22 protein-coding genes, 1 tRNA gene and 1 other annotated feature are annotated in these 23,530 nt (G+C 39.9%); of the genes, 7 read left to right on the forward strand and 16 right to left on the reverse strand.

What is annotated here, in order from left to right:
- Window positions 1-152 precede the first annotated feature (152 nt).
- The 11 genes from IGJ45_RS10215 to rplU all read right to left on the reverse strand — a co-directional run bounded on the left by IGJ45_RS10215 (window position 153) and on the right by rplU (window position 10,315).
- Window positions 153-2,978, reverse strand: coding sequence for a sigma-54-dependent transcriptional regulator (locus IGJ45_RS10215; RefSeq protein WP_005471136.1), 2,826 nt, complete (start codon window positions 2,976-2,978; stop codon window positions 153-155).
- A 231-nt stretch (window positions 2,979-3,209) separates the two neighbouring features.
- Complete coding sequence (locus IGJ45_RS10220; RefSeq protein WP_349703769.1) at window positions 3,210-3,746, reverse strand: GNAT family N-acetyltransferase; 537 nt, start codon at window positions 3,744-3,746, stop codon at window positions 3,210-3,212.
- 96 nt (window positions 3,747-3,842) lie between these two features.
- Complete coding sequence (locus IGJ45_RS10225) at window positions 3,843-4,751, reverse strand: diacylglycerol/lipid kinase family protein (protein WP_081131633.1); 909 nt, start codon at window positions 4,749-4,751, stop codon at window positions 3,843-3,845.
- Window positions 4,752-4,902: 151 nt separating this feature from the next.
- On the reverse strand, window positions 4,903-5,688 hold the full coding sequence (gene phnE / locus IGJ45_RS10230; protein ID WP_171917336.1) for a phosphonate ABC transporter, permease protein PhnE: 786 nt from the start codon (window positions 5,686-5,688) through the stop codon (window positions 4,903-4,905).
- Window positions 5,685-6,467, reverse strand: a complete 783-nt coding sequence (gene phnE, locus IGJ45_RS10235; protein ID WP_349703770.1) for a phosphonate ABC transporter, permease protein PhnE — start codon at window positions 6,465-6,467, stop codon at window positions 5,685-5,687. The genes phnE (IGJ45_RS10230) and phnE (IGJ45_RS10235) overlap by 4 nt, the downstream gene beginning before the upstream one ends.
- Window positions 6,464-7,252 carry a phosphonate ABC transporter ATP-binding protein gene (gene phnC, locus IGJ45_RS10240; RefSeq protein WP_005471132.1) on the reverse strand — a complete coding sequence of 263 codons (789 nt, stop codon included), beginning with the start codon at window positions 7,250-7,252 and terminating at the stop codon, window positions 6,464-6,466. The genes phnE (IGJ45_RS10235) and phnC overlap by 4 nt, the downstream gene beginning before the upstream one ends.
- Before the next feature lie 81 nt (window positions 7,253-7,333).
- Window positions 7,334-8,260 (reverse strand): phosphate/phosphite/phosphonate ABC transporter substrate-binding protein, encoded by a 927-nt coding sequence (locus IGJ45_RS10245; RefSeq protein WP_003126183.1) that lies wholly within the window; start codon window positions 8,258-8,260, stop codon window positions 7,334-7,336.
- A 525-nt stretch (window positions 8,261-8,785) separates the two neighbouring features.
- Complete coding sequence (locus IGJ45_RS10250; protein WP_003126182.1) at window positions 8,786-9,238, reverse strand: GNAT family N-acetyltransferase; 453 nt, start codon at window positions 9,236-9,238, stop codon at window positions 8,786-8,788.
- Between the two features lie 91 nt (window positions 9,239-9,329).
- Window positions 9,330-9,623 (reverse strand): 50S ribosomal protein L27, encoded by a 294-nt coding sequence (gene rpmA, locus IGJ45_RS10255; RefSeq protein WP_003126181.1) that lies wholly within the window; start codon window positions 9,621-9,623, stop codon window positions 9,330-9,332.
- 12 nt (window positions 9,624-9,635) lie between these two features.
- Window positions 9,636-9,980: a ribosomal-processing cysteine protease Prp gene (locus IGJ45_RS10260; protein WP_003126178.1), complete on the reverse strand. Its 345-nt coding sequence runs from the start codon at window positions 9,978-9,980 to the stop codon at window positions 9,636-9,638.
- A gap of 26 nt (window positions 9,981-10,006) precedes the next feature.
- Window positions 10,007-10,315: a 50S ribosomal protein L21 gene (gene rplU / locus IGJ45_RS10265; protein WP_005225751.1), complete on the reverse strand. Its 309-nt coding sequence runs from the start codon at window positions 10,313-10,315 to the stop codon at window positions 10,007-10,009.
- Window positions 10,316-10,334: 19 nt separating this feature from the next.
- Window positions 10,335-10,406 (reverse strand) — a sequence feature (ribosomal protein L21 leader region).
- A gap of 146 nt (window positions 10,407-10,552) precedes the next feature.
- On the opposite strand from rplU, the gene IGJ45_RS10270 reads away from it, so the two are divergent.
- Window positions 10,553-11,200 (forward strand): uracil-DNA glycosylase, encoded by a 648-nt coding sequence (locus tag IGJ45_RS10270; protein WP_113849566.1) that lies wholly within the window; start codon window positions 10,553-10,555, stop codon window positions 11,198-11,200.
- A gap of 19 nt (window positions 11,201-11,219) precedes the next feature.
- Here IGJ45_RS10270 and leuD read toward each other — a convergent pair whose 3' ends face one another.
- From leuD to IGJ45_RS10290, 4 genes are read right to left on the reverse strand one after another with little or no spacing between them, the layout of a single operon-like run.
- Window positions 11,220-11,810 (reverse strand): 3-isopropylmalate dehydratase small subunit, encoded by a 591-nt coding sequence (leuD, locus tag IGJ45_RS10275; RefSeq protein ID WP_349703771.1) that lies wholly within the window; start codon window positions 11,808-11,810, stop codon window positions 11,220-11,222.
- Window positions 11,810-13,189, reverse strand: coding sequence for a 3-isopropylmalate dehydratase large subunit (leuC, locus tag IGJ45_RS10280; RefSeq protein WP_349703772.1), 1,380 nt, complete (start codon window positions 13,187-13,189; stop codon window positions 11,810-11,812). Before leuC ends, leuD begins: the two co-directional genes overlap by 1 nt.
- The gene (gene leuB, locus IGJ45_RS10285; protein WP_349703773.1) at window positions 13,190-14,227 is read right to left on the reverse strand and encodes a 3-isopropylmalate dehydrogenase; all 1,038 of its coding nucleotides are present in this window, start codon (window positions 14,225-14,227) and stop codon (window positions 13,190-13,192) included. It lies immediately after the preceding gene.
- Window positions 14,224-15,744, reverse strand: a complete 1,521-nt coding sequence (locus tag IGJ45_RS10290; RefSeq protein WP_349703774.1) for a 2-isopropylmalate synthase — start codon at window positions 15,742-15,744, stop codon at window positions 14,224-14,226. Before IGJ45_RS10290 ends, leuB begins: the two co-directional genes overlap by 4 nt.
- Before the next feature lie 610 nt (window positions 15,745-16,354).
- On the opposite strand from IGJ45_RS10290, the gene IGJ45_RS10295 reads away from it, so the two are divergent.
- The 4 genes from IGJ45_RS10295 (at window position 16,355) to IGJ45_RS10310 (ending at window position 19,357) form a co-directional block, all read left to right on the forward strand.
- Window positions 16,355-17,050: an O-methyltransferase gene (locus tag IGJ45_RS10295; protein WP_138372067.1), complete on the forward strand. Its 696-nt coding sequence runs from the start codon at window positions 16,355-16,357 to the stop codon at window positions 17,048-17,050.
- An 89-nt stretch (window positions 17,051-17,139) separates the two neighbouring features.
- A tRNA-Arg gene (locus IGJ45_RS10300) sits at window positions 17,140-17,213 on the forward strand.
- A gap of 1,158 nt (window positions 17,214-18,371) precedes the next feature.
- Window positions 18,372-18,857, forward strand: a complete 486-nt coding sequence (locus IGJ45_RS10305) for a hypothetical protein (protein WP_257602184.1) — start codon at window positions 18,372-18,374, stop codon at window positions 18,855-18,857.
- A gap of 14 nt (window positions 18,858-18,871) precedes the next feature.
- Window positions 18,872-19,357, forward strand: a complete 486-nt coding sequence (locus tag IGJ45_RS10310) for a DUF3139 domain-containing protein (protein ID WP_060814046.1) — start codon at window positions 18,872-18,874, stop codon at window positions 19,355-19,357.
- 396 nt (window positions 19,358-19,753) lie between these two features.
- Here IGJ45_RS10310 and bsh read toward each other — a convergent pair whose 3' ends face one another.
- Window positions 19,754-20,728, reverse strand: a complete 975-nt coding sequence (bsh, locus tag IGJ45_RS10315) for a choloylglycine hydrolase (protein WP_103299655.1) — start codon at window positions 20,726-20,728, stop codon at window positions 19,754-19,756.
- 270 nt (window positions 20,729-20,998) lie between these two features.
- Here bsh and IGJ45_RS10320 point away from each other — a divergent pair, with 270 nt between their 5' ends.
- Both IGJ45_RS10320 and IGJ45_RS10325 read left to right on the forward strand, forming a co-directional pair.
- Window positions 20,999-21,871, forward strand: coding sequence for a helix-turn-helix domain-containing protein (locus IGJ45_RS10320; protein ID WP_138372070.1), 873 nt, complete (start codon window positions 20,999-21,001; stop codon window positions 21,869-21,871).
- Window positions 21,872-22,075: 204 nt separating this feature from the next.
- Complete coding sequence (locus IGJ45_RS10325) at window positions 22,076-23,530, forward strand: helix-turn-helix domain-containing protein (protein WP_103299652.1); 1,455 nt, start codon at window positions 22,076-22,078, stop codon at window positions 23,528-23,530.

Here is a 23,530-nt window from a genome sequence, read left to right on the forward strand (position 1 = left end):
TGTATCCACTTATATAGAAGCAAGAAGCGTGCCAACTTTTATACAATACACTAATCTTTGGAAAGGCTTAAGAATCGGCCTCTTGATGATACACTAAAAAAGATACACTGAAAAACAGTGTATCTTTTTTAGTGTATTCTATTCTTAATGTATTATTGATCAGCCAAAACCGTTTTTTCTTGATGATTTTTAATCAACTCTGCTAAGTAATATTCTTCGCTTTCTGGTATTTCTACATTTAACAAGCGCGAGAACGAGCGAACATGGATGTGAAGTTTTTTGTACATCGGCTCTTGCTTCAGTTCAGAAACAAGGGGTTCATCGACAGTTAAAGGTTGCTTTAATACGATCCGTTCGATCATTCCAGCAGAGTGGAGCACAAAATTGATTTGAAACCCTGGTATTGCATCCGTCAATTCTAAATCATTGATCAATTGATGGCCAAATTGCCACAATGGCTCGATAACTTTTCGCGGATTGACAAAAGTCAGGTTTTGCTCCATATATTTAAAACAAATTTCTTCTGCTTGTTCTTCACCAAGTTCAACATCTTGTTCAAAACTCAGATCATTCTCTAACAAAATTTCTTCCAACAATTGATCCACATCTTGATCAATGAATCGTTCCAGAGAAATAAAAGGCGCATCGATTTTTGGATCTATGATCCCTGTCGTGGCGATCAGTTGATACTGTCTTTGTATGGGTTCTAACTCAGTCTTTAAATCAGCCACTGAAAGTGTCACAACCTCTACATTCTGATTTTGACGTTTCGAGAGGGAACTTTGAATTAGTTCTTTGATCCTCTGAGCCGTTCCTTTACCCGAGGCACAGATGGCTAAGATGGCTTTGCGATGATGATTGCTTAAGTGACCCTCCGGCTGTTCAACGGAACCATAGCCGCGAAATTTTCTAAGCGATTCATACAAACTATCGATGTCCGTGCCGATAACTGAGGCTTTTCGGACTGTTTCCAAAACGATTGATGTCGTCACCATATCGACAGTCCGTACAATCACACCTGTTTCCCTCTGAATCTCATTGTTGAAGGTAGCTAAAGATCCCATATCTACTAATAAAATCACGCCGCTACCATCATTAACTGCTTGAACACTTTCTTCGATCTTTTTCAATGCAACGGTAGGCGGCATGTCCAAAGGCATGTCTACTGCTGCCACTTGATCCACTTCTAAAAGTTGTTGAACCACTTGAACCATACTGCTTGCCGTGCTGTTCCCATGGGCTGCTACAACTACACCAATTTTTCCAGAGGAATGGGCAGTCCGCAAAGATACGAGTAAAACAGCCAAATAATAGGTTTCACTTTCAGGAATCGATACTTTGAAACTATCACCAATAAATGTACGAATTTCTTTAGCAACTTCAAACTCTTTCGGATAGTCGGCGACCATTTGACGAATATTGTCATTGGTATGCCGTTCTTCTCCCAGATGAATTTTTTTCAAAAAAGAACTAATGTGTAAGCTCATCGCATACACAAAATTTTGCTGAAATTCATAGTTCAGCCTTGTGCGTACCAGATCATAAATACGATTTGTCACTGTGATCACTTTTTGATCCACAAACTCGCTCAATTTGTTTTCTGAATTGAAAGAAAAGCCGTGATCTTTGTAAAATGATTTCAAATGAACATTGATATCTGTAGATATGAAATGATTGATGGCTTCTTGATCCAGACCATCCGCTTTTAATAAAGCAGCTTTATCGCCGATAATATCGTAAAGATTATACGGTAATTCATAAGAATCGGATTGAATATTATTAAGATTTTGGTTTGGTTGAACACGCACAGTCGGCTCAAGAATTTTGGACAGCTCTGCTAACTCATCTCGGCGATTCCCCAAGACCATTAATCCTGAGCGGATTCCTTCGGGAAGTTCGTCCAAATCAATCTCGATTTCATCTTGTTGCATATGATTCAAGAACCCTCGTGCACAGACCAACTGAACGTTGGACTTCAATTGACCAATATTTCCGAAGCTGACACTGCCAATCAACGCTTTAACGACATCTTCCGTCAATGTGATCGTGCGTTGGATTCGTGTTGCTTCTTGTCCTACAAGTACCCGAACAAGATCCACTTTTTCTGAGGCAGGTCGTTTTTCAAAAAACGGCAGTTGGATATTGATCGGAATTCTCCGAGTAAAAGTGTCCAACAATGTCGAATTGGGATCCTCAGTAGTTGCTCCGACGATGCGAACATTGGCTTGATGATTTTTACCAGTCTCACCTAATCGACTAAAGGTTCCATGATCCATAAAGTAAAAAATCATTTCTTGTCCTTCAGGCGGCAATCGATGTATTTCATCTAGAAATAGCATACTTTCATCCGCCTGATCAATGATTCCAGTTTTCTCCTGATCCGCTCCGGTAAAAGCACCGCGAACATAACCGAACAAATGGCTCATAAGCAACTCTGGATTATTGGCATAATCGGCACAGTTGAAAACGATCAACTCTTTTTCCTCTTCGATCACCTGATTGCTTTTCGCAAACTGAAACATGGCGTGAGCAAAATACGTCTTCCCTGAACCTGTTGGTCCAGTGATCAAACAATTCAGCCCCTTAGGAGGATACAGAATTGCCGCTTTGGCCTGTTCGACAGCATTTTTCATGCTGCCGTTCACACCAATGATCGTTGAAAAAATATCACGGTTTCCCAATTTGACATCCACTCGCTGCGGCGTAGCTTTCTCTCTTTGGGGGCGGTTCTCTTTATAACTTGGAACATATTTCTCAGGCCCAGACCGTGCATCTTGAGCTACCCAATACCTCACTGGCCGGGTATCACTCTTTTGAACGCGGCCTTCTTTGACAAGTTGATTCAAATCTTTGCTGGCATTGCTTCGTTGGATCATCAATTGATCAGCGACCTCTGATGTCGTCGTTCCCTTTTCATTCAAGCCATTTTCTGTATTTTCCAATAAAAATTGATAAATACGCTCAATCCGTTTCCCCAACAGCTCCGCCTCCTTGAAAGTTTTATCCTTGAATACTTTAATGGGTTTGAATAAAAATTGCAAATCTTTTCTGAATACTTTCCCTACTCAAACCAGCCAATAACCTAGCCACCCTTAAACACGCCCCTTGAAAAATCTTGCAGCATACAGCACTAACCATTTTTTCATAGCACCTTTTGATTAACTTAAGAATAAAGCATTTAGCAAAAAAAAGACAATCTAATGCTATGATTATTGTGTCAATGGGTAGGGAATAAATTTTGGCACGTCACCATCAAACTGCTGCAACTCTTTTTGCATCCATAAAACATCGTGCCACTGCTCAAACTTATAGCCAATTTGTGGGAAATATGCAACTTCTTTGTAACCAAATTTTTGATGGAACCTCACACTGCTTTCATTCCCAGCCGTGATACAAGCGGTCAAATTTACGATATTTTGTTTTTTCAACTCTGACTCCAAATGATGATAAAGCATCGTTCCTATCCCTTTTGCTTTTACTTCTCGATCGATGTAAACCGTCACTTCCGCCGTCCAGTCATAGGCAGCTCGTGTTTTGTAAGCGGTGGCATAAGCATAGCCAAGAATGACACCATTTTCTTCAGCAATCAAGTATGGATAACGCTGAAGCGTTTGAGTGATCCGGTATGCAAACGCTTCCTCAGTTGGTATCTCTGTTTCAAAAGTAATAGCCGTATGATCTACATAAGGCGCATAAATTTTTAACAATGATTTGGTATCTGCAACAGCAGCCTTTCGAATGTTCATATATTCCCTTCTTTCTTCAAATTTTTATCAGTATACCTTTCTAATAAAAAAAAGACAATCCTTGTCTAAAAACAAGGATCATCTTTACCCACTAGCTTATGCTTGATTTTTTTCTTGCCCGCAAAACACAGTAATATGTTGTGGTAATACTTGGATCTCAACCGGCAGACTTGGACCAGGGTCTCCATCGACATTGGTTTCGATCGTTGTATCATCCAGTAGTTTGATCTGCGCTTTTTCAAACGTTAGATATCCAAGGGATTCGTTGGATTCCGTCACTCCTTTTAGCAGTTCGGGAATACTCTTGATGGTTTCCCAAAGATTGCTGTCTTTAATGTAGATAAGATGCAATTTCCCATCATTCGTACTCGCTTCTGGTAACAGCGATTCAAAACCACCGATCGTATTCGACGATCCTACGATCAGTGTGCTGCTTTCAATTTTGGTTTCTGTTGCTTCCTGACCACTAGTGATAATTTCAAATTGATGACTTTCATTTTTGCGTACTTCCCGCAACCCGGAAAGGAAATAAGCCATTTTTCCAAGTTTCGTTTTTTCTTCAACTTCAACATTGTTGATAGCTGCTGGAATGATGCCGATCGCCACTACATTCATGAAATAATCGTCATTGATTTTCCCAATATCGATTTTGCGAGAATGATTCAACGAAAATGATTCGATTGCTTCTTCAGGATCAAGAGGAATGGCCAATGCACGAGCCAAATCATTGACTGTACCTAGAGGGAAAAAGCCAAAACGCGGACGCTCCTCATGACTAGCAATTCCGCTGATCGCCTCATTAACTGTACCATCACCTCCCATTGCAAACACGCTATCCACGGAGCCGACAGCTTCAGAAGCGAACCGCTCGGCATCACCCGCTTTTTCTGTGTGTGCAACAGCCACTTCATCAAATAGTTCCTGCAATTTTTTTGTTGCTAATTCCTCGTATTCTGCAGCTTTTTCGCCTCCTGAACTAGGATTGACGATCAATAGTGCTTTCATCTCCTCTGCCTCCTTAATGCTACTTCGTTTCACATTTTAGTATAACAAAGAGCCACCAGATTTGTCTTTTTTGCAAACCACCGCGAATAACTCTGACCGAATCTCCAATTGAATCGAATAGAGCTGTGTGTAATTGCCGTATTTCTTATTCTTAGACCAATCGTTTGCGTAAACGCCCCGAAATAAAATCAATACAGGTAACTGTCAAAATAATACCAAGCAAAATGATGCCCACACGACTCCAAGATCGTGCATTGATAGCAAAAATCATCGGTGTACCAATCCCTCCTGCTCCCACTATTCCCAGAATCGATGCAGAGCGAACAGCTAATTCAAAACGATATAAAGTAAACGACAAAAATTCTGGAATCAACTGCGGTAAAGTCGCAAATCCTAAAACCGCCCAGCGATTTCCGCCAGCACTCACAACAGATTCAGAAGGTCCCTGATCCATATTCTCGATCGCTTCACTATATAACTTGGCCAACATACCTATGGAATGGACACTGACGGCTAAAACGCCCGCAAAAGATCCTGGACCAACAGTTTTAATAAACATGATGGCTAGAACAATCTCAGGAAACGTGCGAATCGCTGTTAAGACGACTTTTCCTGTGCTCGACAAGAATCTAGGTGTATTTTTGCTTCGAGCTGCCCAAAACGCAAAAGGAATACTTAATAAAGAAGAAATAAATGTACCAACAAAAGCGATGGCTACCGTTTCAATCATTAAACTGAACAAATCTTCGCCATCCCCGGTATAGACATAACTCCAATCTGGATGGATCAATCCGTAGAAAATTGCCCCTAAGATTTGACCAACGTTTTCTTTGATAGCAGCTAAGGGGATTCCTGCAAATGCCCAAATATAAATAGCAACCAGAACGAGCACGAAAAGCCATTTTCTTTTTTTCTGGGGTTCCGTTGGCAACATCATAGCAATCGCTCCCTTACTCTATTACTGATGGTATCTATAAGAAGAACAACGATAAAAATCGCCAAAACGATAATTGCCGTTTGGTCGTAGCGAAATTGACTCAATGATCGTTGCAAAAAGACACCGATTCCTCCCGCGCCGATATACCCTAAGATCGTTGAGGCGCGAACATTGATTTCAAAGGCATACAAAAGATAACTTAAAAAATGACTCGTTACCTGCGGAAGTACCGCGTAACGGATAATCGCCAGTTTTGATCCCCCTGAAGCGGTGACAGCCTCGATCGGTCCCGCTTCAATTGTTTCGATCGACTCATAAAATAATTTCGCAATCATCCCAAAAGAAAAGATGGAAATTGAAATCACACCAGCTACCGGACCAATACCGACAACTGCTACGAACAGCGCCGCCAACATCAAATCAGGAATCGTTCGCACGATATTCAAAAGAAAGCGAAAAATCCCCGATAACCAAGGAATTGTTAGGATATTTCTGGCTGCCAGCAAAGAAAAAGGCAAAGCAATGAGCGCCCCAAACGTTGTTCCGACAATTGCCATTTGAATGGTTTGAAGAAGAGGCTCCACAATGATCGTACTATACGACCAATCTGGTCGCAGCATTTTTATCAGTATCACGTTCATTTGATCCGCATTTTCAAAAAAACGGCGAAGATCGACTCCCGTAATCGATCCACTCAAAATCAAGACGAGCAAAAAAAGCACCAACCAAAGAATATTCTTCCATAGTCCGCTTCGTTTAGGCAACAATTGAGTGGTCATTTTTCTGTGCCTCCTTGCTCTTCGATAATCTCACTGCCGTAGATTTCTTTTAATTTTCGGTCAGTGGCTTCGCTAACTGGTCCATCAAAAACAAGGCAACCATCACGTAACCCAATGATCCGTGTACCATACTCTCGCGCTAATTGCACGGAATGCAAATTGACAACGATCGTAATACCTAACTCTTGATTGATCCGCTTTAAATCACTCATGACCTTCTCCGTTGTCATAGGATCCAGAGAAGCTACCGGCTCATCCGCTAAAATGATTTTTGGTTCCTGAGTCAATGCCCGTGCAATCGAGACCCGTTGTTGCTGCCCACCAGACAATTGATCGGCTCTTGAATAAACTTTTTCGGCTAGATTCACTCTTTGTAGCGATTGATAAGCTAGTTCCTTATCCGCTTGCGGAAACAATCCCAAAAGCATCTGAAGAGTGGGGTGATAAGCGACTCTTCCAGTGAGAACATTCCTTAAGACACTCGAACGTTTTACCAAATTGAAGCTTTGGAAAATCATGCCAATGTCTCGGCGAATCAAACGTAATTCTTTGCCCTTTGCTTTTGTAATGGAGCGATTATCGATCAAAATTTCGCCACTGGTGATTTCGTGCAAGCGGTTGATGGAACGCAGCATGGTTGATTTCCCCGCACCAGACAACCCAACAACGATCACAAACTCCCCTTGATCGATGTCAATATTCAAATCTTTTAACCCCAGCACACCGTTTGGATATTCTTTTGTCACATTTCTAAACGAAATGATCTTTTTATTTGCTAACGCCATGGTTCTCCTACTTTCTCTCATTAAACTACTTTTATAAAATTGAAAAGGGTATCTGCTGATACGATACCCTTTCTCTGCCGCTTATTGTCCTACTTGTTCTGCATATTCACGAACGATATCAAAATTACTGTCTTGGGAGACTACATAGCCTTCATGAGAGTAGATATCTGAAATGATTTGATGACCTTCTTCATCTTTACCAATTTCGATAAAGGCATCTTGGATTTTTTTGTCCCATTCCTCACTCATATCACTGCGAACACTAATGGTGTCATTCGGGATTGGTTCTGTGAAATACATAGGTTCCACGTCATTCATGATTTTAGGATAATCTTTCTTCACTGTATTTCGCGCATCTTCAAAAACGAAAGCCGCATCTACATCTCCGTTTAAGACAGCCAAAACTGCTTGGTCATGACCTTTGACTTGAACTGTCGTTACATCCTTATTGATGTCTATCCCTTCTTTTTGAAGTTCCGCAACTGGCCAAACATACCCAGCCGAAGAGGTTACATCTTGTGTAGCGATCGTTTTCCCTTTCAAATCAGCTAATTCCTTGATATCGCTGCCGCTCTTGACCACAACCATTGATCGATAGCTATCCACCAATTCATCTGTCGCTTCACCACCAGGCTGCTTGATTCCATATCGCTGTGCCTGCAGTAATACTTTTACATTGCTTTGTTCATGAGCCAAAACATAAGCATTTGGAGGCAAAAAGCCTACATCCACTTGCTTAGAAGCCATTGCTTCGACGATCGTATTGTAATCTGTTGAAACACTTACGGTAACTGGAATTCCTAATTTATCACTTAGCAGCTTTTCAAGCGGTTTCGCTTTAGCCTCTAACGTTTCTGCTGCTTGCGAGGGCACAAATTGAACTGTCAACTTTTCTGGAACATATTGTTCCTCTGCACTCGAACTAGATTCTCCCGCTCCGCAAGCTGCTAATGCCAATCCAGTTGCTAACCCTAATCCAACGATTCCTACCTTTTTCCAAAGCTTCATTCTTCTTCTCCTTTGTGTTAAAAATCAGAACAACCAATTAACGAACTTTACCTTTTTGATTATAGAAAAACGTACATTTAATTACAACTATTTTTCGCTATAAATGGATATTTTTTTTAGTAAAATCAATCCAATCACGAACATTAACTTGTGTGCCTTTTCTCAATCAAAGAGTATTTCACAGTCTGTCAATTGCTTTGCTCTACTTTAAAAAGAGTACCAAAGCAATTTATTGTTTGTATTTACAACACGTAAAGTTTCTGTTAATCCTCTCGAAGATAGTTGTGATCTATTGGACATGTCATCAATCAGGAAATTCTCTACTTTTGAGGCTACAATTCTCTCTTCACATCTACCGGTAACTAGTTTGACCAAGATTACCAAAACAAAAGTTTGAAGAGACAGATCGAAAAGATGATCGCCTTTTCTTCCCCGGACTTACAACAGCATTCTTTCAAGTGCAAAAAAACTCATGGCTGTCGGCTCCTCACATCCAACACCACCATGAGTTTATTTTCAACTAGATTATCTCCATTCTTTCAACAACACGGTCTCATCATTTACAAACTCTCCAGTTGCAACAAATCCAAAACCTTCGTACATTTGTTTAGCGATCGTATTTTCTTTAACGGAAGAAATTCGTAGTTCTTTTGCTTGGATCGCCTGCCGGAACCATTCAATCGCTGCTTCCATTGCCTGTGATCCATATCCTTTTTGCTGAAAGCGATGATCAATCATAAAACGCTCGATCCACCATGATTCTTTTGCATAATCTTCATCCGCTTCGTAATAACTAAACAATAAGAAACCGATCATTTCTTCCTGATGATAAATCGCAAAAGCCTGCCGAGCTTCTTCATATACAGCTTCCAGCAAAGAATACCAATTAGGCGCAACAAATTTTTCTTGTTCTTTGGTTGTTTTTAGTTCAATACAGCCACGATAATTCTCTTTTGTGATTGGTTTTAACCGGATCATTTCAGACCTCCTCTAATTAAATCGCTTTCAAAAAAACCGAATAAAAAAAGATGACTTACTAAGGATATAGTAAATCATCTAACTGTATTTATTAAGCTTCTTGCGCTACTGGGTATACAGAAACTTGCTTTTTGTCGCGGCCTTTACGTTCGAAACGAACAACACCGTCAACTTTTGCAAATAATGTATCATCTCCACCGATACCTACGTTTACTCCTGGGTAAATTTTAGTACCGCGTTGGCGATAAAGGATTGATCCACCTGAAACAGTTTGACCATCAGCACGTTTAGCACCTAAACGTTTTGATTGAGAGTCGCGTCCGTTAGAAGTAGAACCGCCACCTTTTTTGTGAGCGAAGAATTGCAAATTCATTTTCATCAACATGAGATGCACCTCCTAGTTTTCTTTGATTGTTTTAATTTGGATATAATCGCTGTATTCTTCTTGAACAGATTGCAGACCAATCAATAGATTCTCTAAAAGAATCTGAGAGATATTCGACTGCTCTTGGGTCAAACGAGGAACAAGTTTAACAAGAAGGTAGCCACCTTCTTCATTGTTCGCTTCAACGATTGGTGTTACACCAGCCAAAGCATCGATCCCATTTACCGCACTGATCGCTAATGCTGAAGCAGCTGCGCAGACGATGTCTTTGCCATATTCTCCTGCTTGCGCGTGACCGGTAAGTTCAAAAGAAACAATCCGACCAGAGTCATTACGCTTGAATGTCCCTTTGATCATATTCGTTACCCTACTTTTCGTAAGAATTATGCATTGATTGCGTCAATAACAACTTTTGTGTAAGGTTGACGGTGACCTTGTTTGCGGTGTGAATGTTTTTTAGGTTTGTATTTGAAAGTTACGACTTTCTTTTGTTTGCCGTGTTTTTCTACAGTTCCTTCAACAGTTGCACCAGCAACGATTGGGGCACCTACTTTTGTTGATTCGCCACCTACTAAGATCACTTCATCAAAAGTAACTTTTTGTCCAGCTTCTACATCTAATTTTTCAACATAGATTGCTTGACCCACTTCAACTTTTACTTGTTTACCACCAGTTTTGATAATTGCGTACATGCTCTAAAGCACCTCCTTCTATTATACTTAGACTCGCCATCCCAAGTGACTTTCGTACTTAATAACTTGTTCTGTGCGGTTGTAGCTGTGGAGTCCACAATTACAACAGATTAACTTTATCAAAATGTTTCCGTAAAGTCAATGAAAAATAATGATTTATTTTCGTCATGCCGCTTTACTATTTTTTTTTAAGTAAGTTGTTTTACTATAGAAGAAAGAAACAAATGAGGTGTTAAAATGAACTACCCAAAAAAACTAGCTGAGCCAATCATTGAACAATCAAAAGCCTATCAGCTTGAAGGGTTTGTTCCTGGTCAAGGACCGCTTCATCCCAAATTAATGATCGTTGGTGAAGCACCTGGACGGACCGAAATCGAGAATTTTATTCCTTTCAGTGGCCAAGCAGGCAAAGAACTGATGGCCTCTTTGGCGTTAGTCGGACTGACACGTGAAGAGGTATATATCACGAGTGCAGTACGGAGCCGTCCCTATTCGATCAAAGAACGAATCAACAAACGAAGTGGCGCACATGAAGTAGTGCACCCCAATCGAACGCCAACAAAAAAAGAAGTCTTGTTGCATGCGCCTTTATTGGATTACGAAATCCAAAAGGTGGATCCGCCTTTGATTGCTACGGTTGGAAACATCGGGTTACAAAGATTATTAGGCAATCGCTATTCCATTACAAATGTTCATGGGCAGCCAATCAGAAGTGCGATCCAACAGTTGAATGCTGAAAAAAATGGTTATACGTGGTCTGACAAACAATACCTGATTGTTCCAATGTATCATCCCGCTGCCATTTTTTATAATCGAACATTGGCTGAGCGGATCCATCAAGATTGGTCTGGCTTGAATCACATCAGAGAGCATGGCTTGCACTAGTATCTCGCAATTCTGTCTTTTAGTTGCGGCGATAATGAGGGATTGTTTTTTCATAAGCAGTGATTTTTTCTTCTTCTTGCAACGTGATGCCAATCTCATCTAATCCATTGACCAGTTTATGCTTCCATGTTGCATCGATCTCAAAAGGATAGACCGTTTGTTTGACAATTACGTGCTGTTTGGGAAGATCAATAGCGATCCTCTCATCAGGAGCCAATGCTGCCAATACTTGACGAGCAGAAAGCGATAAAACGATAGGCAGCAAGCCGTTTTTCGTTGCATTCATATAAAAAATATCGCTAAAACTGCCGGCAATCACTGCACGAAAGCCGTAGTCCATCAGCGCCCAAGCCGCATGTTCACGCGAAGAACCAGAACCAAAATTATCTCCAGAAATGAGGATAGATGCTTCTTTGTATTCTGGAAAGTTCAAAATAAATTCAGGATTTGAACGGCGATTTGGTAAATAGCGCCAGTCATCAAAAAGGTATTGACCAAATCCTGTCTTTTCAACCCGTTTTAAATAATTTTTCGGTAAAATTTGATCCGTATCAATATTATCATTCATTAATGGGATCGTTCTCCCTTGATAGTAAGTGAAGGCTTCCATTAATTTTTCCTCCCGACGATTTCTCGAACATCTACAAAGCGTCCATAAACAGCGGCAGCCGCAGCCATTGCTGGACTGCATAAATGGGTACGGGCATTCTTACCTTGACGTCCAACGAAGTTCCGATTTGATGTAGAAGCACAATGGACGCCCGCTGGTACTTTATCTGGATTCATGCCTAGGCACATGGAACAACCAGGCTCTCGCCATTCGAAACCTGCATCTTTAAAGATCTGATCTAACCCCAGTTTTTCTGCCGCTTTTCTAACTGGACGTGATCCTGGAACCACGATGCCTGTGACCCCATCTTTGATTTTTTTTCCTTCCAAAATAGTTGCGGCTTCTTGCAAGTCAGAGAGTCGACCATTTGTGCAGGAACCGATAAAAATATATTCAATTGGAATATCTTCGGCTCGCTGTCCAGGGTGCAATGCCATATATTGATAAGCTTGTTCATCATTATGGTCACGAATTTCAGGAAAGACTCCACTGATAGGCATTCCCATCTCAGGATTGGTTCCCCACGTAATATAAGGTTCCAGCTGAGAGGCATCAAGTGTCAGTTGGGTATCAAAAACAGCATCTTCGTCGGTTTTTAGCGTTTGCCAGTCTGCAATTGCGTCAGCGAGCTCTTTGGGTGCATATTCCCGACCCGCGACATAAGCAAAGGTTGTTGCATCAGGGGCAATCAGCCCTATCTTCGCCCCACCTTCAATCGACATATTACAAATCGTCATGCGCTCCTCCATTGACAGATTCCGGATTGTTTCTCCATAAAATTCAATGGCATGACCTACTCCAAAATCCGTACCGTGAGTGGCGATCAAGGCAAGAATGATATCTTTAGCGTAGACGCCTGGTTGCAAAGTTCCCTTGATCTCAATCCCCATACGTTTTGGTTTCGTTTGCCAAATCGTTTGAGTTGCAAAAACATGCTCCACCTCACTTGTGCCAATACCAAAAGCGATAGCTCCAAACGCGCCATGTGTGGCTGTATGTGAGTCTCCACAAACGATCGTCTTCCCCGGTTGTGTCAGACCGGTTTCCGGGCCAACCATGTGTACGATTCCTTGTCGGGCTGAGCCATTGTCACATAACTGTATCCCAAATGCTTGGCAGTTGTTGCGCAGTGTATCTATCTGTTTCTTTGCAACCAAATCCGTGATCGTAAAAATATCTTTAGTCGGGACATTGTGGTCCATCGTTGCAAAGGTCTTTTCAGGGCAACGAACACGCCGGCCAGCTTGCCTCAGTCCTTCAAAAGCTTGAGGAGAAGTCACTTCATGGATCAGATGCAGATCGATATATAACAGCTGTGCCTCACCTTCTTCCAGCACTACATGACGTTCCCAGAGTTTGTCAAATAATGTTTTCCCCATTCAGTAGCCCCCTAATTTTTTGATTACCGCATCCGTAAATTCTGTTGTAGTAGTATTCCCTCCAAAATCACAAGTCACGACCCCATCTTCCATCACTTGATAGCACGCCTGCTCCATCTGATCAGCAATTGATTTCATCCCAAAAGAAGTTAGCATCATCCCCACAGACAGAATCATTGAAATGGGATTAGCAATATCTTTGCCGGCAATATCCGGTGCTGAACCGTGAATCGGTTCATACAGTGAAACCCCAGAAAGACTATGACTTGCACTAGCCAAAACACCTAATGATCCTGGTAGGACTGACGCCTCATCGCTGAGAATATCGCCAAAAAGATTTTCAGTCACAATCACATCGAATGCAGTTGGCTGTTGCAAGATCTTCATAGCGGCAGAATCAACATATTGGTGTGTTAACTGACAATCGGGAAATTCTTGCGCTACTTCATTCGCCACCTTTCGCCATAATTTGCTTGTTGCCAAAACATTGGCCTTGTCCACGGACACTACTCGCCGTTGTCTAGTTCGTGCGATCTGAAACGCCTTTCGTAAGATACGGCGAATCTCTTCCCTATGGTAATAATTCAGATCCGAAGCCTCTGTTGCCGATAGCTTTTTTTCTCCAAAATAGATGCCGCTCGTCAATTCTCTTACCAGTACCAGATCGGTTCCTTTAACGATCTGCTCTTTCAAAGGAGAAAAGGGTAAAAAAGCATCCGTTACTTTGATGGGGCGAATGTTGGCATAAAGATCAAGCGCGCGCCGCAAGTCCAATAAACCTTTTTCCGGTGTATAAGCTGCATTTTCCCACTTGGGATCTCCAATGGCTCCGAGCAAAATGGCATCCGCTTGCTGACAAGCTTGCAATGTTTTTTTTGGCAGTGGTGTGCCATACTGCTCAATGGCTTGTCCGCCAAATGCATAAGACTCAAAAGCGAAATACGGGTTGCTTGGCAAACACGCCTTTACAATTTGCAATGCACTGGTCATGATCTCCGGTCCGATGCCATCACCAGCAAGAACGACGATTTTTTTCATTTATTCTCGCCTCGATTCTTCAAAGCAGCGCTGGCTTGTACATAGGCTTTTGCAGAAGCTTGCAACACATCAAAATCAACACCGATCCCACTGATTTGTCGGTTTGTCTCTGCGCATTCGATAGCTACATGCACTTCTGCTTGCGCATCTTCTCCACTCGTAAGAGCCGTGATTTCATAATTTAGCAGTCGCGGTTGCTGATCAAAAATCTGATCGATCGAATTATAGATTGCTTGAATGCTCCCAGCGCCAATTGCTGAGGCAACATAAGATTGATGATCTTTTGTGATCGATACCACGGCACCTTGATGACCATTGGAGACATATTGTAGCTGAACAGCCTCTAATTCAACGCCCTCTGTTTGCGTGCGACCTTGATCCGCTGCTAACGCCAGCAAATCCTGCTCCGTTACTTGTTTCTTTTTGTCTGCCAGTTCTTTGAATCGTTTGAACAATGCATTTGTTTCCTCAGAGTCAAACTGATAGCCTAATTGATTCATCTTTTCTATAAACGCATGCCGACCAGATAATTTTCCCAGCGGTAGCGAATTTGTTTGAACACCGACTAATTGCGGCGTAATGATCTCGTATGTTTCAGGATTCTTCAAGACGCCATCTTGATGGATGCCCGATTCATGTGCATAGGCGTTTCCTCCAACGATCGCTTTATTCTTAGGAACAGCGATCCCTGATAGTCGAGCGACTAGGTCACTGGTTCGTTTGGTTTCGCCTAACTGGATATTCGTTGTGCAGTCATAGAAATCTTGACGCACATGCAATGCTAATGCCACCTCTTCCAACGCCGTGTTTCCGGCCCGTTCACCAATGCCATTGATCGTTCCTTCCACACGAGTGGCTCCGTTCTCAATAGCTGCCAGAGCATTCGCCGTTGCCATTCCCAGATCATCGTGACAGTGGGAGGAAAACATAATCTGTTCCTTGCTTTTGGTATTGGCAATCAAATAGGCAAATAATTCGCCATAGGCAGTGGGATTACTATAGCCAACGGTATCTGGAATGTTGATGATGGTCGCCCCGGCATCGATCGCTGTTTGGACCGCTTCTAACAGAAAATCTTTTTCTGTTCGGGTCGCATCTTCTGGAGAAAATTGAACCTTGTCAAATAAAGTTCTAGCATAGGTAACATGTTCTTTGATTGCTCGGATTACTTCTTCTTTAGTCATGGCTAATTTATAACGGCGATGGACTTCACTGGTTGCCAAAAACACATGGATCTGGGGACTTACTGCTTGCTTTAATGCCTCATAAGCGCGATCAATATCTTTAATTTGACAGCGTGCCAGACCTGCCACTGTCATCGTGGATACAGCAGTTGCGATTGCTTGAACCGCTGCAAAGTCTCCTTCCGAAGCAATTGGAAAACCTGCCTCAATTGTATCAATTCCCCATTTTTCCAGCTGTAAAGCAAGCTGTACCTTTTCTTTCGTATTGAAATTCACTCCTGGAGTCTGTTCTCCATCTCGAAGGGTGGTGTCAAAAAACTGGATCTGTCTCAAACTGATTCCTCCTCTGGCTCATTTATTCTTTTAGGGTATAAAAAAAGCACTCCATAAAGGTCTTCCCTTTATGCAATGCGAATAGGACTCTTCTGTTTCACGTCATCAGATCATGAAATACAAAAAAGAGTCCTCACGGTAATAATAAGTTGCTAGTGTTCATCGGCCTATTTCTAATCATTTTATTCACCTGTCACTTTCTGCTTCTCGTTACCTTATATAAGAAGATACCGAAAGACACTGCATCTGTCAATGCTTTTAATTGAATTTTCTGAATATTTAGATAAGAGTTCTTATCAGAAAAAGAGATCATTTTTTTCTTTCTTAGGATCCATTGGAAATACTTCTTTTGAAATACGTCCCTTTAAAACAGATTTTTTTCAGCAAATACTGGTTATATCTTCACAGACTCTTAACACAATTTAAACATTGCTCTGTTAGTATCATTGTATACCAAAAATTATTTTTCAACCTTTCTCCCCTACCAGTCATTCGACTGGTTTTTTTGTCTTACTGAGCAAAAGATCTGTTCTTTTCCCAAGTAGAAAGGATTGAACTCAAAGAGAGTTATCCGTATAATAAGTAACAGAAATTATTTAGGAGGATCAGGATGCGTAACGAAATGATGCATCGTCCAGTAGTAAAAAAAGAACTAGTGGCGTTTATGCGGGAAAAACAAAAGCAATTAACTGGGAAATTAGGTCAAATCGAACAGGCAGCTCATGAAAAAGAAGTTCCTATTATTCCGCATGAGACAGTGGTGTTCCTGCAATTTTTATTAGGACAAATGAAGCCCAAGCAAATATTAGAAATCGGTACAGCAATCGGCTTTTCTTCAAGTTTGATGGCACAGTATGTAGGTGATGGTCACGTAACTACCATCGATCGCTATGATGTCATGATCAAAAAAGCCAGAGAAACTTACAAACAATTGAGCCTTGAGGATAAAGTCACTCTTTTAGAGGGACAGGCAGCAGACGTTTTGCCGACACTTGATGGCCCTTACGATTTTATTTTCATGGATAGTGCAAAGTCTAAATACATCGAATTTTTACCGGAATGCTTACGACTTTTACGTAAAGGCGGCGTGTTAATGGTCGATGACGTCTTTCAGGCAGGAACGATTTTAGATCCTATAGAAGACATTCCACGAGGACAACGGGCCATCCACCGTAAACTAAACCTTTTCCTCAATACAGTGATGGATCATCCCCAACTGACTTCTAGCTTAATTCCCTTAGGAGATGGCGTTATTCTTATTACGAAAGAAGCAGATCATGTGGACGTGGCTACAACCAGCGAGTAACGAGTCATTTTAAAGAAAGTTGGCAAAAATAGCGAAAAGCGATTGACATTAGGCGCTCCTTTTTCTATAATGTTATTTGTTGCTGACTTGTCATAGTAGCTCAGCTGGATAGAGCATCCGCCTTCTAAGCGGACGGTCGGGGGTTCGAATCCCTCCTGTGACGTTATATTATCATACGTTCTATTTACAAACCGTTAGGAATATGAATTCCTAGCGGTTTTTGTTTACCGTTTATGGACATCACGGGACATTTTTACGTCATACTAGTTTTATAAGCACACAGATTACACGAATCTATCGAAATTAAGCTTGTCAAATCTTGTATTTATCGGGCGACAAGAATTTGAACTTTTTTGTCACGTGAAATCATAAATTTTTCTGAGCTAAGGTGACGCTAAAAATATCTATAGGAGAAGCGCTCATCTCATGTAGCCTATCTTTTATTCACTATCCTACTAAGCTTGTAGGTTAAAAAAAATTGAAACTAACCATCATTATTGAAACTAACCATCATTAAAGAAAAAATCTCCTCCTCGATTTTAAGTAAAAAAGTCTTAGTGCAAAAACCTTTTTCGCTTGTTCAATAAGCACGTGACAAAAGCGTAAGTTGTTTTTTTACATTTTTAATGTTAATTTCCACTTAGATATAATATATATACAATTCAAAAACCTACAGAACGGCGTGAATTAAATGAAAAGATGATTTATCGTCCTCTCCATTCTCTCTATGCTATTCATTGACCTAAGCTTCATTGGAAACGCTTATTCAGAAGAACACTCAACGCGTTCAACTACTACCACCGATACAAGCAACACCTTCATAACTGTTTCATCAACTGATATTTCTGATCCAATACTAACAAACTCACTTGAAGAAGAAACAGAACCTACTGCAGCCACTTCATCAGAGCAAGAAGCTCGAACATCTCTTTGGGATATTGAAGACGAAAACAAAGGAAAATATGATTCTGATTAAACAAATTCTCCAGAACTAACAGATCAAGAAGCAACGAAAATCAAAGAATTATATGAAAAAGGGATCGCTGAAGGAAAAGTTAATCGAGAATTATACTCCTATGAAGCTTTTCAAGAGAATTATCAAGTAAATAAAACATCTTATGAAGAAATGAAAGAAGTTGTTGGCGCTGGATTAACCTATGATAACTGGTTTGGAGAAATATTAAATTACAGTGCCTTCCCGGATGGAGAAGGACATTCTCCTCGCAATAATCAACGGTAAAAATGTGCAACCCAAAAACAAAACGCAGACCGTTTCAAACGTAATCTTCGTAAAGGAGATATTATTGTTGTCAGTGGTGGTATGGGGCATGCAGCAATCGCCACTAGTGATAACTATATCTTAGAGATGTCTGGAGGAGGAGTAATTAACAAATGGCCTACTGGTGTCATGAAAGATAATAACCATCAATTTAGTAAAGAAAAGTGGATAAATGGTGGTAGTGAACAAGGAGCTAAGAGTATCAGACATATAGATAATTGGGTCCAAATCTGGCGGCTCCCAAATAAAACTATGGCAAATAAATGCGCTTCTTATGCGGACAAAATTTTTTGGAATTCATCTGGTGGCTATAAAAAGAACCGTCACTATGATTATTTCATTGGTCCTAATACGCTATCTACGAATCCAACCTACTGTTCAAAATTGGTTTTCCATGCTTTTTGGTATGGTAGTGGTTCTGCTCCGGTCATGCAAAGCTATGCTTCAGGACTTACGTTCATTGCTCCAGGTGCCTTGCCTAATATATTCACTACTTCTTACAAACCATATAAAGTTGGAACTTATTAATAGGAGAGATTCTTATGAAAAAAATTTTGTACATTTTATTAAGCTGTTTTTTATTTGTAATAGTGGTGATCCTATTATATTTCGGTTATTTTAAATATCAAGAATACACATCTTACCAAAAGATCGATAACTTTATAGGCCAAACAAAAGAAATCCCTCAAGAAGAAATCCTATTAGTGAAAGATATTTACCCTCTTTCTAATAAATATGAAACCTATTTTTCAAAAGATATCACAACAAAAAAAGATTTTGAAAATTGGAAAAAAGAAATTACCAAAACGGGAAAATTTTATAATGGAAATCTTGTTCCCAAAGATTACATTCCTACCTTAGAAGACTGTGAATTAATTTATAGTTTTATTTACGCAGTAGAAAATTATGGATTTAAAAAACGTTTATCATTTAATTATATTATATCTGGAACCTCAGAAAACAGTAAAAAAGTAATCAAAGAAAATTTTGCCTATCCTGATATCCCTTTCGATTATCCAGAAGAATAAAACTCATGAACTTCCTTAATTGAAATTACTTAGGTGAACCCGTATTCAAAAAACGTTGTTTTACCGCTAAGGACCCTTGGCCTTAGCGGTTTTTATTTTGCTTTGTGCTCAATCTGTGCCAAATATAAATCAAAGATGCACTCTTTGTTCAACCAAAAAGTGCATCTTATCAAACTAGCAAGTTCTTTTATTTTTTCATCTCACGAATGTCCGAGTTATCACGAAAAAACTGTAACACACGGATTCATAAATCAATTATCTAAAGGTGTTGGTCATTGCTGCTAGTCATCAATCATCTTCTGTCGTATTTCTTAGCAGTAAAAACCAACTTCTCTTTCGATCACTTCATCCAAGCGATACGTACGCTACCGTTGTTCTCTGAAAGTTATTTACCGATTAATTAGCAACGTGTATTTGCTGTTGTTCAACTAACGGATAACTAATCAGTTTTTCACTGTCTAGGTCTTCTTTATGCATATCTACAGCGACGATTTGACTATTTTCATAGGTCCGATAGTAATAAATCCCTTTGTCGACATTGCAGCAAGAAGAATAAATGGTATATTCATATTTCCCGTCTCCCACATCACATAATCCTTTTTGCTGTTCGACAGACCCTAAAATATGGAAAAATTGGCTGATACTTTCTGATTCTGAATCACCAGATACAGAATTCAGTTTCGTGAATGCAGCCTTCACAAATCGAGACATCGAGGACAAATCCCCAGGCAACCCAATTCCGCCCATTCCTCGACTATACTCATTCAATTCGATTGCATCTGAGAAGGTATTGGTTGGCGTTTTACTAGATAAAGAACGATAGTTATTTAAATTAAACAAATGATAGTCAAAAGAAGGATTGTTCGTTAGGACACCAACAGGATTATCATAGATATGAAGTCCGTCTTTCATACTTTCTACAACGATTGAAGACTCTTTATCCGCTAATAACCAGTGTAAAGGCGACAGCGGAAGATTTTCGCTAAAATTGATATTAACCAAATTGATTTTATTCAACAATTGTTTTGCTTCAGCTACTGTGCTGCATTGCCCTAATATCCAGGGAATGAATTCAAATGGTGTGACATTGTCTTTATTCTCAACCGGTTCTTTGTAATCTGCAAAACCAGCAAAATTTAACCCAGCCATACTTAAACCTTTTTCATTGGTAGCATCATAATACAGCGGATAATCCGCTATACCAGCAGCAATCCCGATCATCGCATAATGCTGTGATAACTCACCAACTTTTCGAAAAGACAGCTTATAGTTCCTAGGAGTAATCGTGACTACTTCTTCATAAGACAGCTCATAATCAAAGTTTCTACCAAAATAGTGATCTCGCGTTGAATAAGTAATTGATGTACACATATTTTTTCCTCCTAATGTTCATTTTTTCACTTATATTTTACTCCTCTTCACTTTTTTTTCAAAAGAAATGATTGTGTCTCGAACTCAGTTCTTTTATTGGTTATAATCATCTCTAGGAAAATGAACGTTAACAAGTACTCTATTCGTACTTTTCAATAAAACTTATCGTTGTTACACTAGATTTCATACCTATCGTAAAAAAGCATTAATTATCAAAAAACCTTCCAATAAAAGATGTATTCTACATACAAGGAGGCAGTGAGGTGATTTATGGATTATACAAAAGACATTCAACTGGCATTACTCTACATTGAAAATAATTTGACTGGCGATCTCTCCTCAAAAGAAATTGCAAAAAAAGCCGGCATGTCAGAATTTCATTTTCAGCGTGTATTTAAAAAACAACTGGGCATGGGAGTATATAAATATCTTCAAAAAAGACGTATGGCCCATGCTTCCCTACTACTTTTGAAGAGCGAATTGAAGATTATCGAAATTGCTCTGATCAGCGGTTTTTCCTCACAAGAGGCGTTTTCCAGAGTTTTTAAGTCCTATTATCAACTCCCTCCTCGACAATATAGAATCCAATTTAAAAATTTTTTTAGGGGGAATCAAAAAATGAGTGAGACAAAAATAAATGGCTGGTTGCTTTCTGGAAATAATTTTGACAAATATGAAGTGACAATTGATCAAATGACTTTTCATAGTGGAAATCAGTCAGTAAAAATGAGCCAAACAGAGAGCTTATACACAGAGAATTTTGCAACTGTTATGCAACAAGTGAGTGCAAAAAATTACATTAATCAACGTGTGCGATTAAGCGCATACCTAAAATCAGAATCAATTGAAGGTTGGGGAGGAATTTGGTTGAGAATTGATGGCAAGAATTTTGAACAATTAGCGTTCGATAATATGCAGAATCGTCCAGTAACAGGCACAAATGATTGGAATTATTATTCTTCTGTCTTAGATGTCTCACAGGAAGCTGAAGTTTTAAATTTTGGGTTTTTGTTGCAGGGAAAAGGCACTTTGTGGGCTGATGATTTTTGTTTAGAAATCGTTCCCAATGATATTCAAACAACCGAATTTAATAGTGAACAGTACTACCCAACGGAACCCCAAAACTTGTCGTTTTCGGAATAAGAATAGTTAATAAATGAGCTACAGTAGAATTCAAGATGCCACAAGACCTTATGGAATACTACTGTGCTTGAATGATCCAAGCAAAAATCCTGCTCCCCTCCTTTTCTTATACGAAAAAGAAATAGCATTCTGAATCAATGCGAGGTAAAATAAAAGAAAACTTTTTACCAATCAGCTTATTCTGAATCGGAGAGGAAGCTTTCTATGGATACAATGATGAAAAGTATCATTACAGAAAAAGATTTATTACGGCAGATCCTGCTTCTCGAAGAGTTATCCAATCACAAAACGATTACGGCAAAGGCATTGGCTGCTTCGATTCAAACTACAGAGCGGACTGTCTTTACAGATATTCAGTATATTCGAGAGCAATTGCCTGACGGATGGGAAATCGAAGCGACAAGTAATGGCTTTTCTTTACTTAAAAAAGATTCCCAACTAACCAATCAATTATGGGAAAGCTTCTTGCCGCTTTCAATTGGCGCTATGTTGATCAAACAGTTATTCTTTGCAAAAGGAATCTCAACACAATCTTTCTTGCATGACAGTGGTATCTCTTTTGAAACATTGAAACGTCATGTTACAAAAATCAACCGTGGCATTAAACCATACAATATTCGAATTCAGTTGAACGCCAAGCAAGCCAAACTGTCAGGTAGTGAGATCAGCATTCGAGTTTTCTTCCATCGTCTGCTGCTGCCTTTTACCCACAATAATTATTTCTTTGAAGATTATGCTATTCATGAATCACATTATCTTATCTTTTTACAGTCACTGAAACGTCAAGAGTTGGACGTTCTTTCTGAAGAAATTTTTGGCACTTGCTGGTTCTTCATCAATACAATCCGAATCAAAGCCAATTGTCGGGTCAATGCACTCGCTTTTGATCCTTTAGATCCGCTTTTTTTACAATATCAGCAGTCGCTCCAGCAAGTTTATCAAAAAGAAGGCGTCTATTTGAATCAGGAGGAGTGTTTCTTTAGTTTCTATTGTTTTCTGGAAAGTTGGAATTACAACAATCAGTGGACAAGCAAAATTGCTGTCACACTAGATGCCTATCAGGAAATCAAACAATCCGTCCAGCGATTTGTTCAAGAACTTGGGCAAGAATTGGCGATTCCCCTACTTTCTGAAACCCAGTTAGCGGACAATTTGCTGCTTTTGGTCTTAAAATTCAATGAATCCGCAAAACTGTCTGAACAATTTCAATTAGAGTATCAAGAAATGATGCACATTCGTCAACACAACTATCAAGCAATTTTTGAACGATTACGGAAATTTATCTTAGATCCAAAATTTGCCATTGTAACCGATGAACCTAAGTATATCTTGAATATGGCTTCACTCCTCGTACAACAAGCTGTGCTTCAGGCACGACCAGTAACGACCCGAGCTTTCTTCTTCTTTCAAGGAGAACCAGCATGGAAAGTTTTCTTGCAACAGGAAATAAGTGATTATTTGGGTTCTAGGATCGAATTAGTCCCAGTCGAACCAGCTGAATTCGCAGGGATGACTACTCGAAATGACGACTTCATTATTTCGAACGTCCCTTTGGATGATCCCAAATTACCAGTCTTCTATCTTTCAATGCTGCCAACTAAAAATGAGCTCAATCAATTGACTGAGCTCATCCAAACATATTATCTGATCAACCAATGA

The sequence above is a fragment of the Enterococcus sp. DIV0574 genome, from assembly GCF_051711125.1.
In the GTDB taxonomy this organism is placed as follows: domain Bacteria; phylum Bacillota; class Bacilli; order Lactobacillales; family Enterococcaceae; genus Enterococcus_D; species Enterococcus_D gallinarum.

Bases quoted from the DNA above. Each gene is read 5' to 3' on its own strand.
- leuD (WP_349703771.1), bottom strand. From the start codon at position 11,810: ATGGAAGCCTTCACTTACTATCAAGGGAGAACGATCCCATTAATGAAT.
- phnE (WP_171917336.1), bottom strand. From the start codon at position 5,688: ATGATGTTGCCAACGGAACCCCAGAAAAAAAGAAAATGGCTTTTCGTG.
- IGJ45_RS10320 (WP_138372070.1), top strand. From the start codon at position 20,999: ATGGATTATACAAAAGACATTCAACTGGCATTACTCTACATTGAAAAT.
- bsh (WP_103299655.1), bottom strand. From the start codon at position 20,728: ATGTGTACATCAATTACTTATTCAACGCGAGATCACTATTTTGGTAGA.
- IGJ45_RS10245 (WP_003126183.1), bottom strand. From the start codon at position 8,260: ATGAAGCTTTGGAAAAAGGTAGGAATCGTTGGATTAGGGTTAGCAACT.
- rplU (WP_005225751.1), bottom strand. From the start codon at position 10,315: ATGTACGCAATTATCAAAACTGGTGGTAAACAAGTAAAAGTTGAAGTG.
- IGJ45_RS10295 (WP_138372067.1), top strand. From the start codon at position 16,355: ATGCGTAACGAAATGATGCATCGTCCAGTAGTAAAAAAAGAACTAGTG.
- IGJ45_RS10250 (WP_003126182.1), bottom strand. From the start codon at position 9,238: ATGATCCGGTTAAAACCAATCACAAAAGAGAATTATCGTGGCTGTATT.
- phnC (WP_005471132.1), bottom strand. From the start codon at position 7,252: ATGGCGTTAGCAAATAAAAAGATCATTTCGTTTAGAAATGTGACAAAA.
- IGJ45_RS10325 (WP_103299652.1), top strand. From the start codon at position 22,076: ATGGATACAATGATGAAAAGTATCATTACAGAAAAAGATTTATTACGG.
- IGJ45_RS10225 (WP_081131633.1), bottom strand. From the start codon at position 4,751: ATGAAAGCACTATTGATCGTCAATCCTAGTTCAGGAGGCGAAAAAGCT.
- leuB (WP_349703773.1), bottom strand. From the start codon at position 14,227: ATGAAAAAAATCGTCGTTCTTGCTGGTGATGGCATCGGACCGGAGATC.
- phnE (WP_349703770.1), bottom strand. From the start codon at position 6,467: ATGACCACTCAATTGTTGCCTAAACGAAGCGGACTATGGAAGAATATT.
- IGJ45_RS10270 (WP_113849566.1), top strand. From the start codon at position 10,553: ATGAACTACCCAAAAAAACTAGCTGAGCCAATCATTGAACAATCAAAA.
- IGJ45_RS10260 (WP_003126178.1), bottom strand. From the start codon at position 9,980: ATGATCAAAGGGACATTCAAGCGTAATGACTCTGGTCGGATTGTTTCT.
- IGJ45_RS10310 (WP_060814046.1), top strand. From the start codon at position 18,872: ATGAAAAAAATTTTGTACATTTTATTAAGCTGTTTTTTATTTGTAATA.
- leuC (WP_349703772.1), bottom strand. From the start codon at position 13,189: ATGGGGAAAACATTATTTGACAAACTCTGGGAACGTCATGTAGTGCTG.
- IGJ45_RS10305 (WP_257602184.1), top strand. From the start codon at position 18,372: ATGGGGCATGCAGCAATCGCCACTAGTGATAACTATATCTTAGAGATG.
- IGJ45_RS10220 (WP_349703769.1), bottom strand. From the start codon at position 3,746: ATGAACATTCGAAAGGCTGCTGTTGCAGATACCAAATCATTGTTAAAA.
- rpmA (WP_003126181.1), bottom strand. From the start codon at position 9,623: ATGTTGATGAAAATGAATTTGCAATTCTTCGCTCACAAAAAAGGTGGC.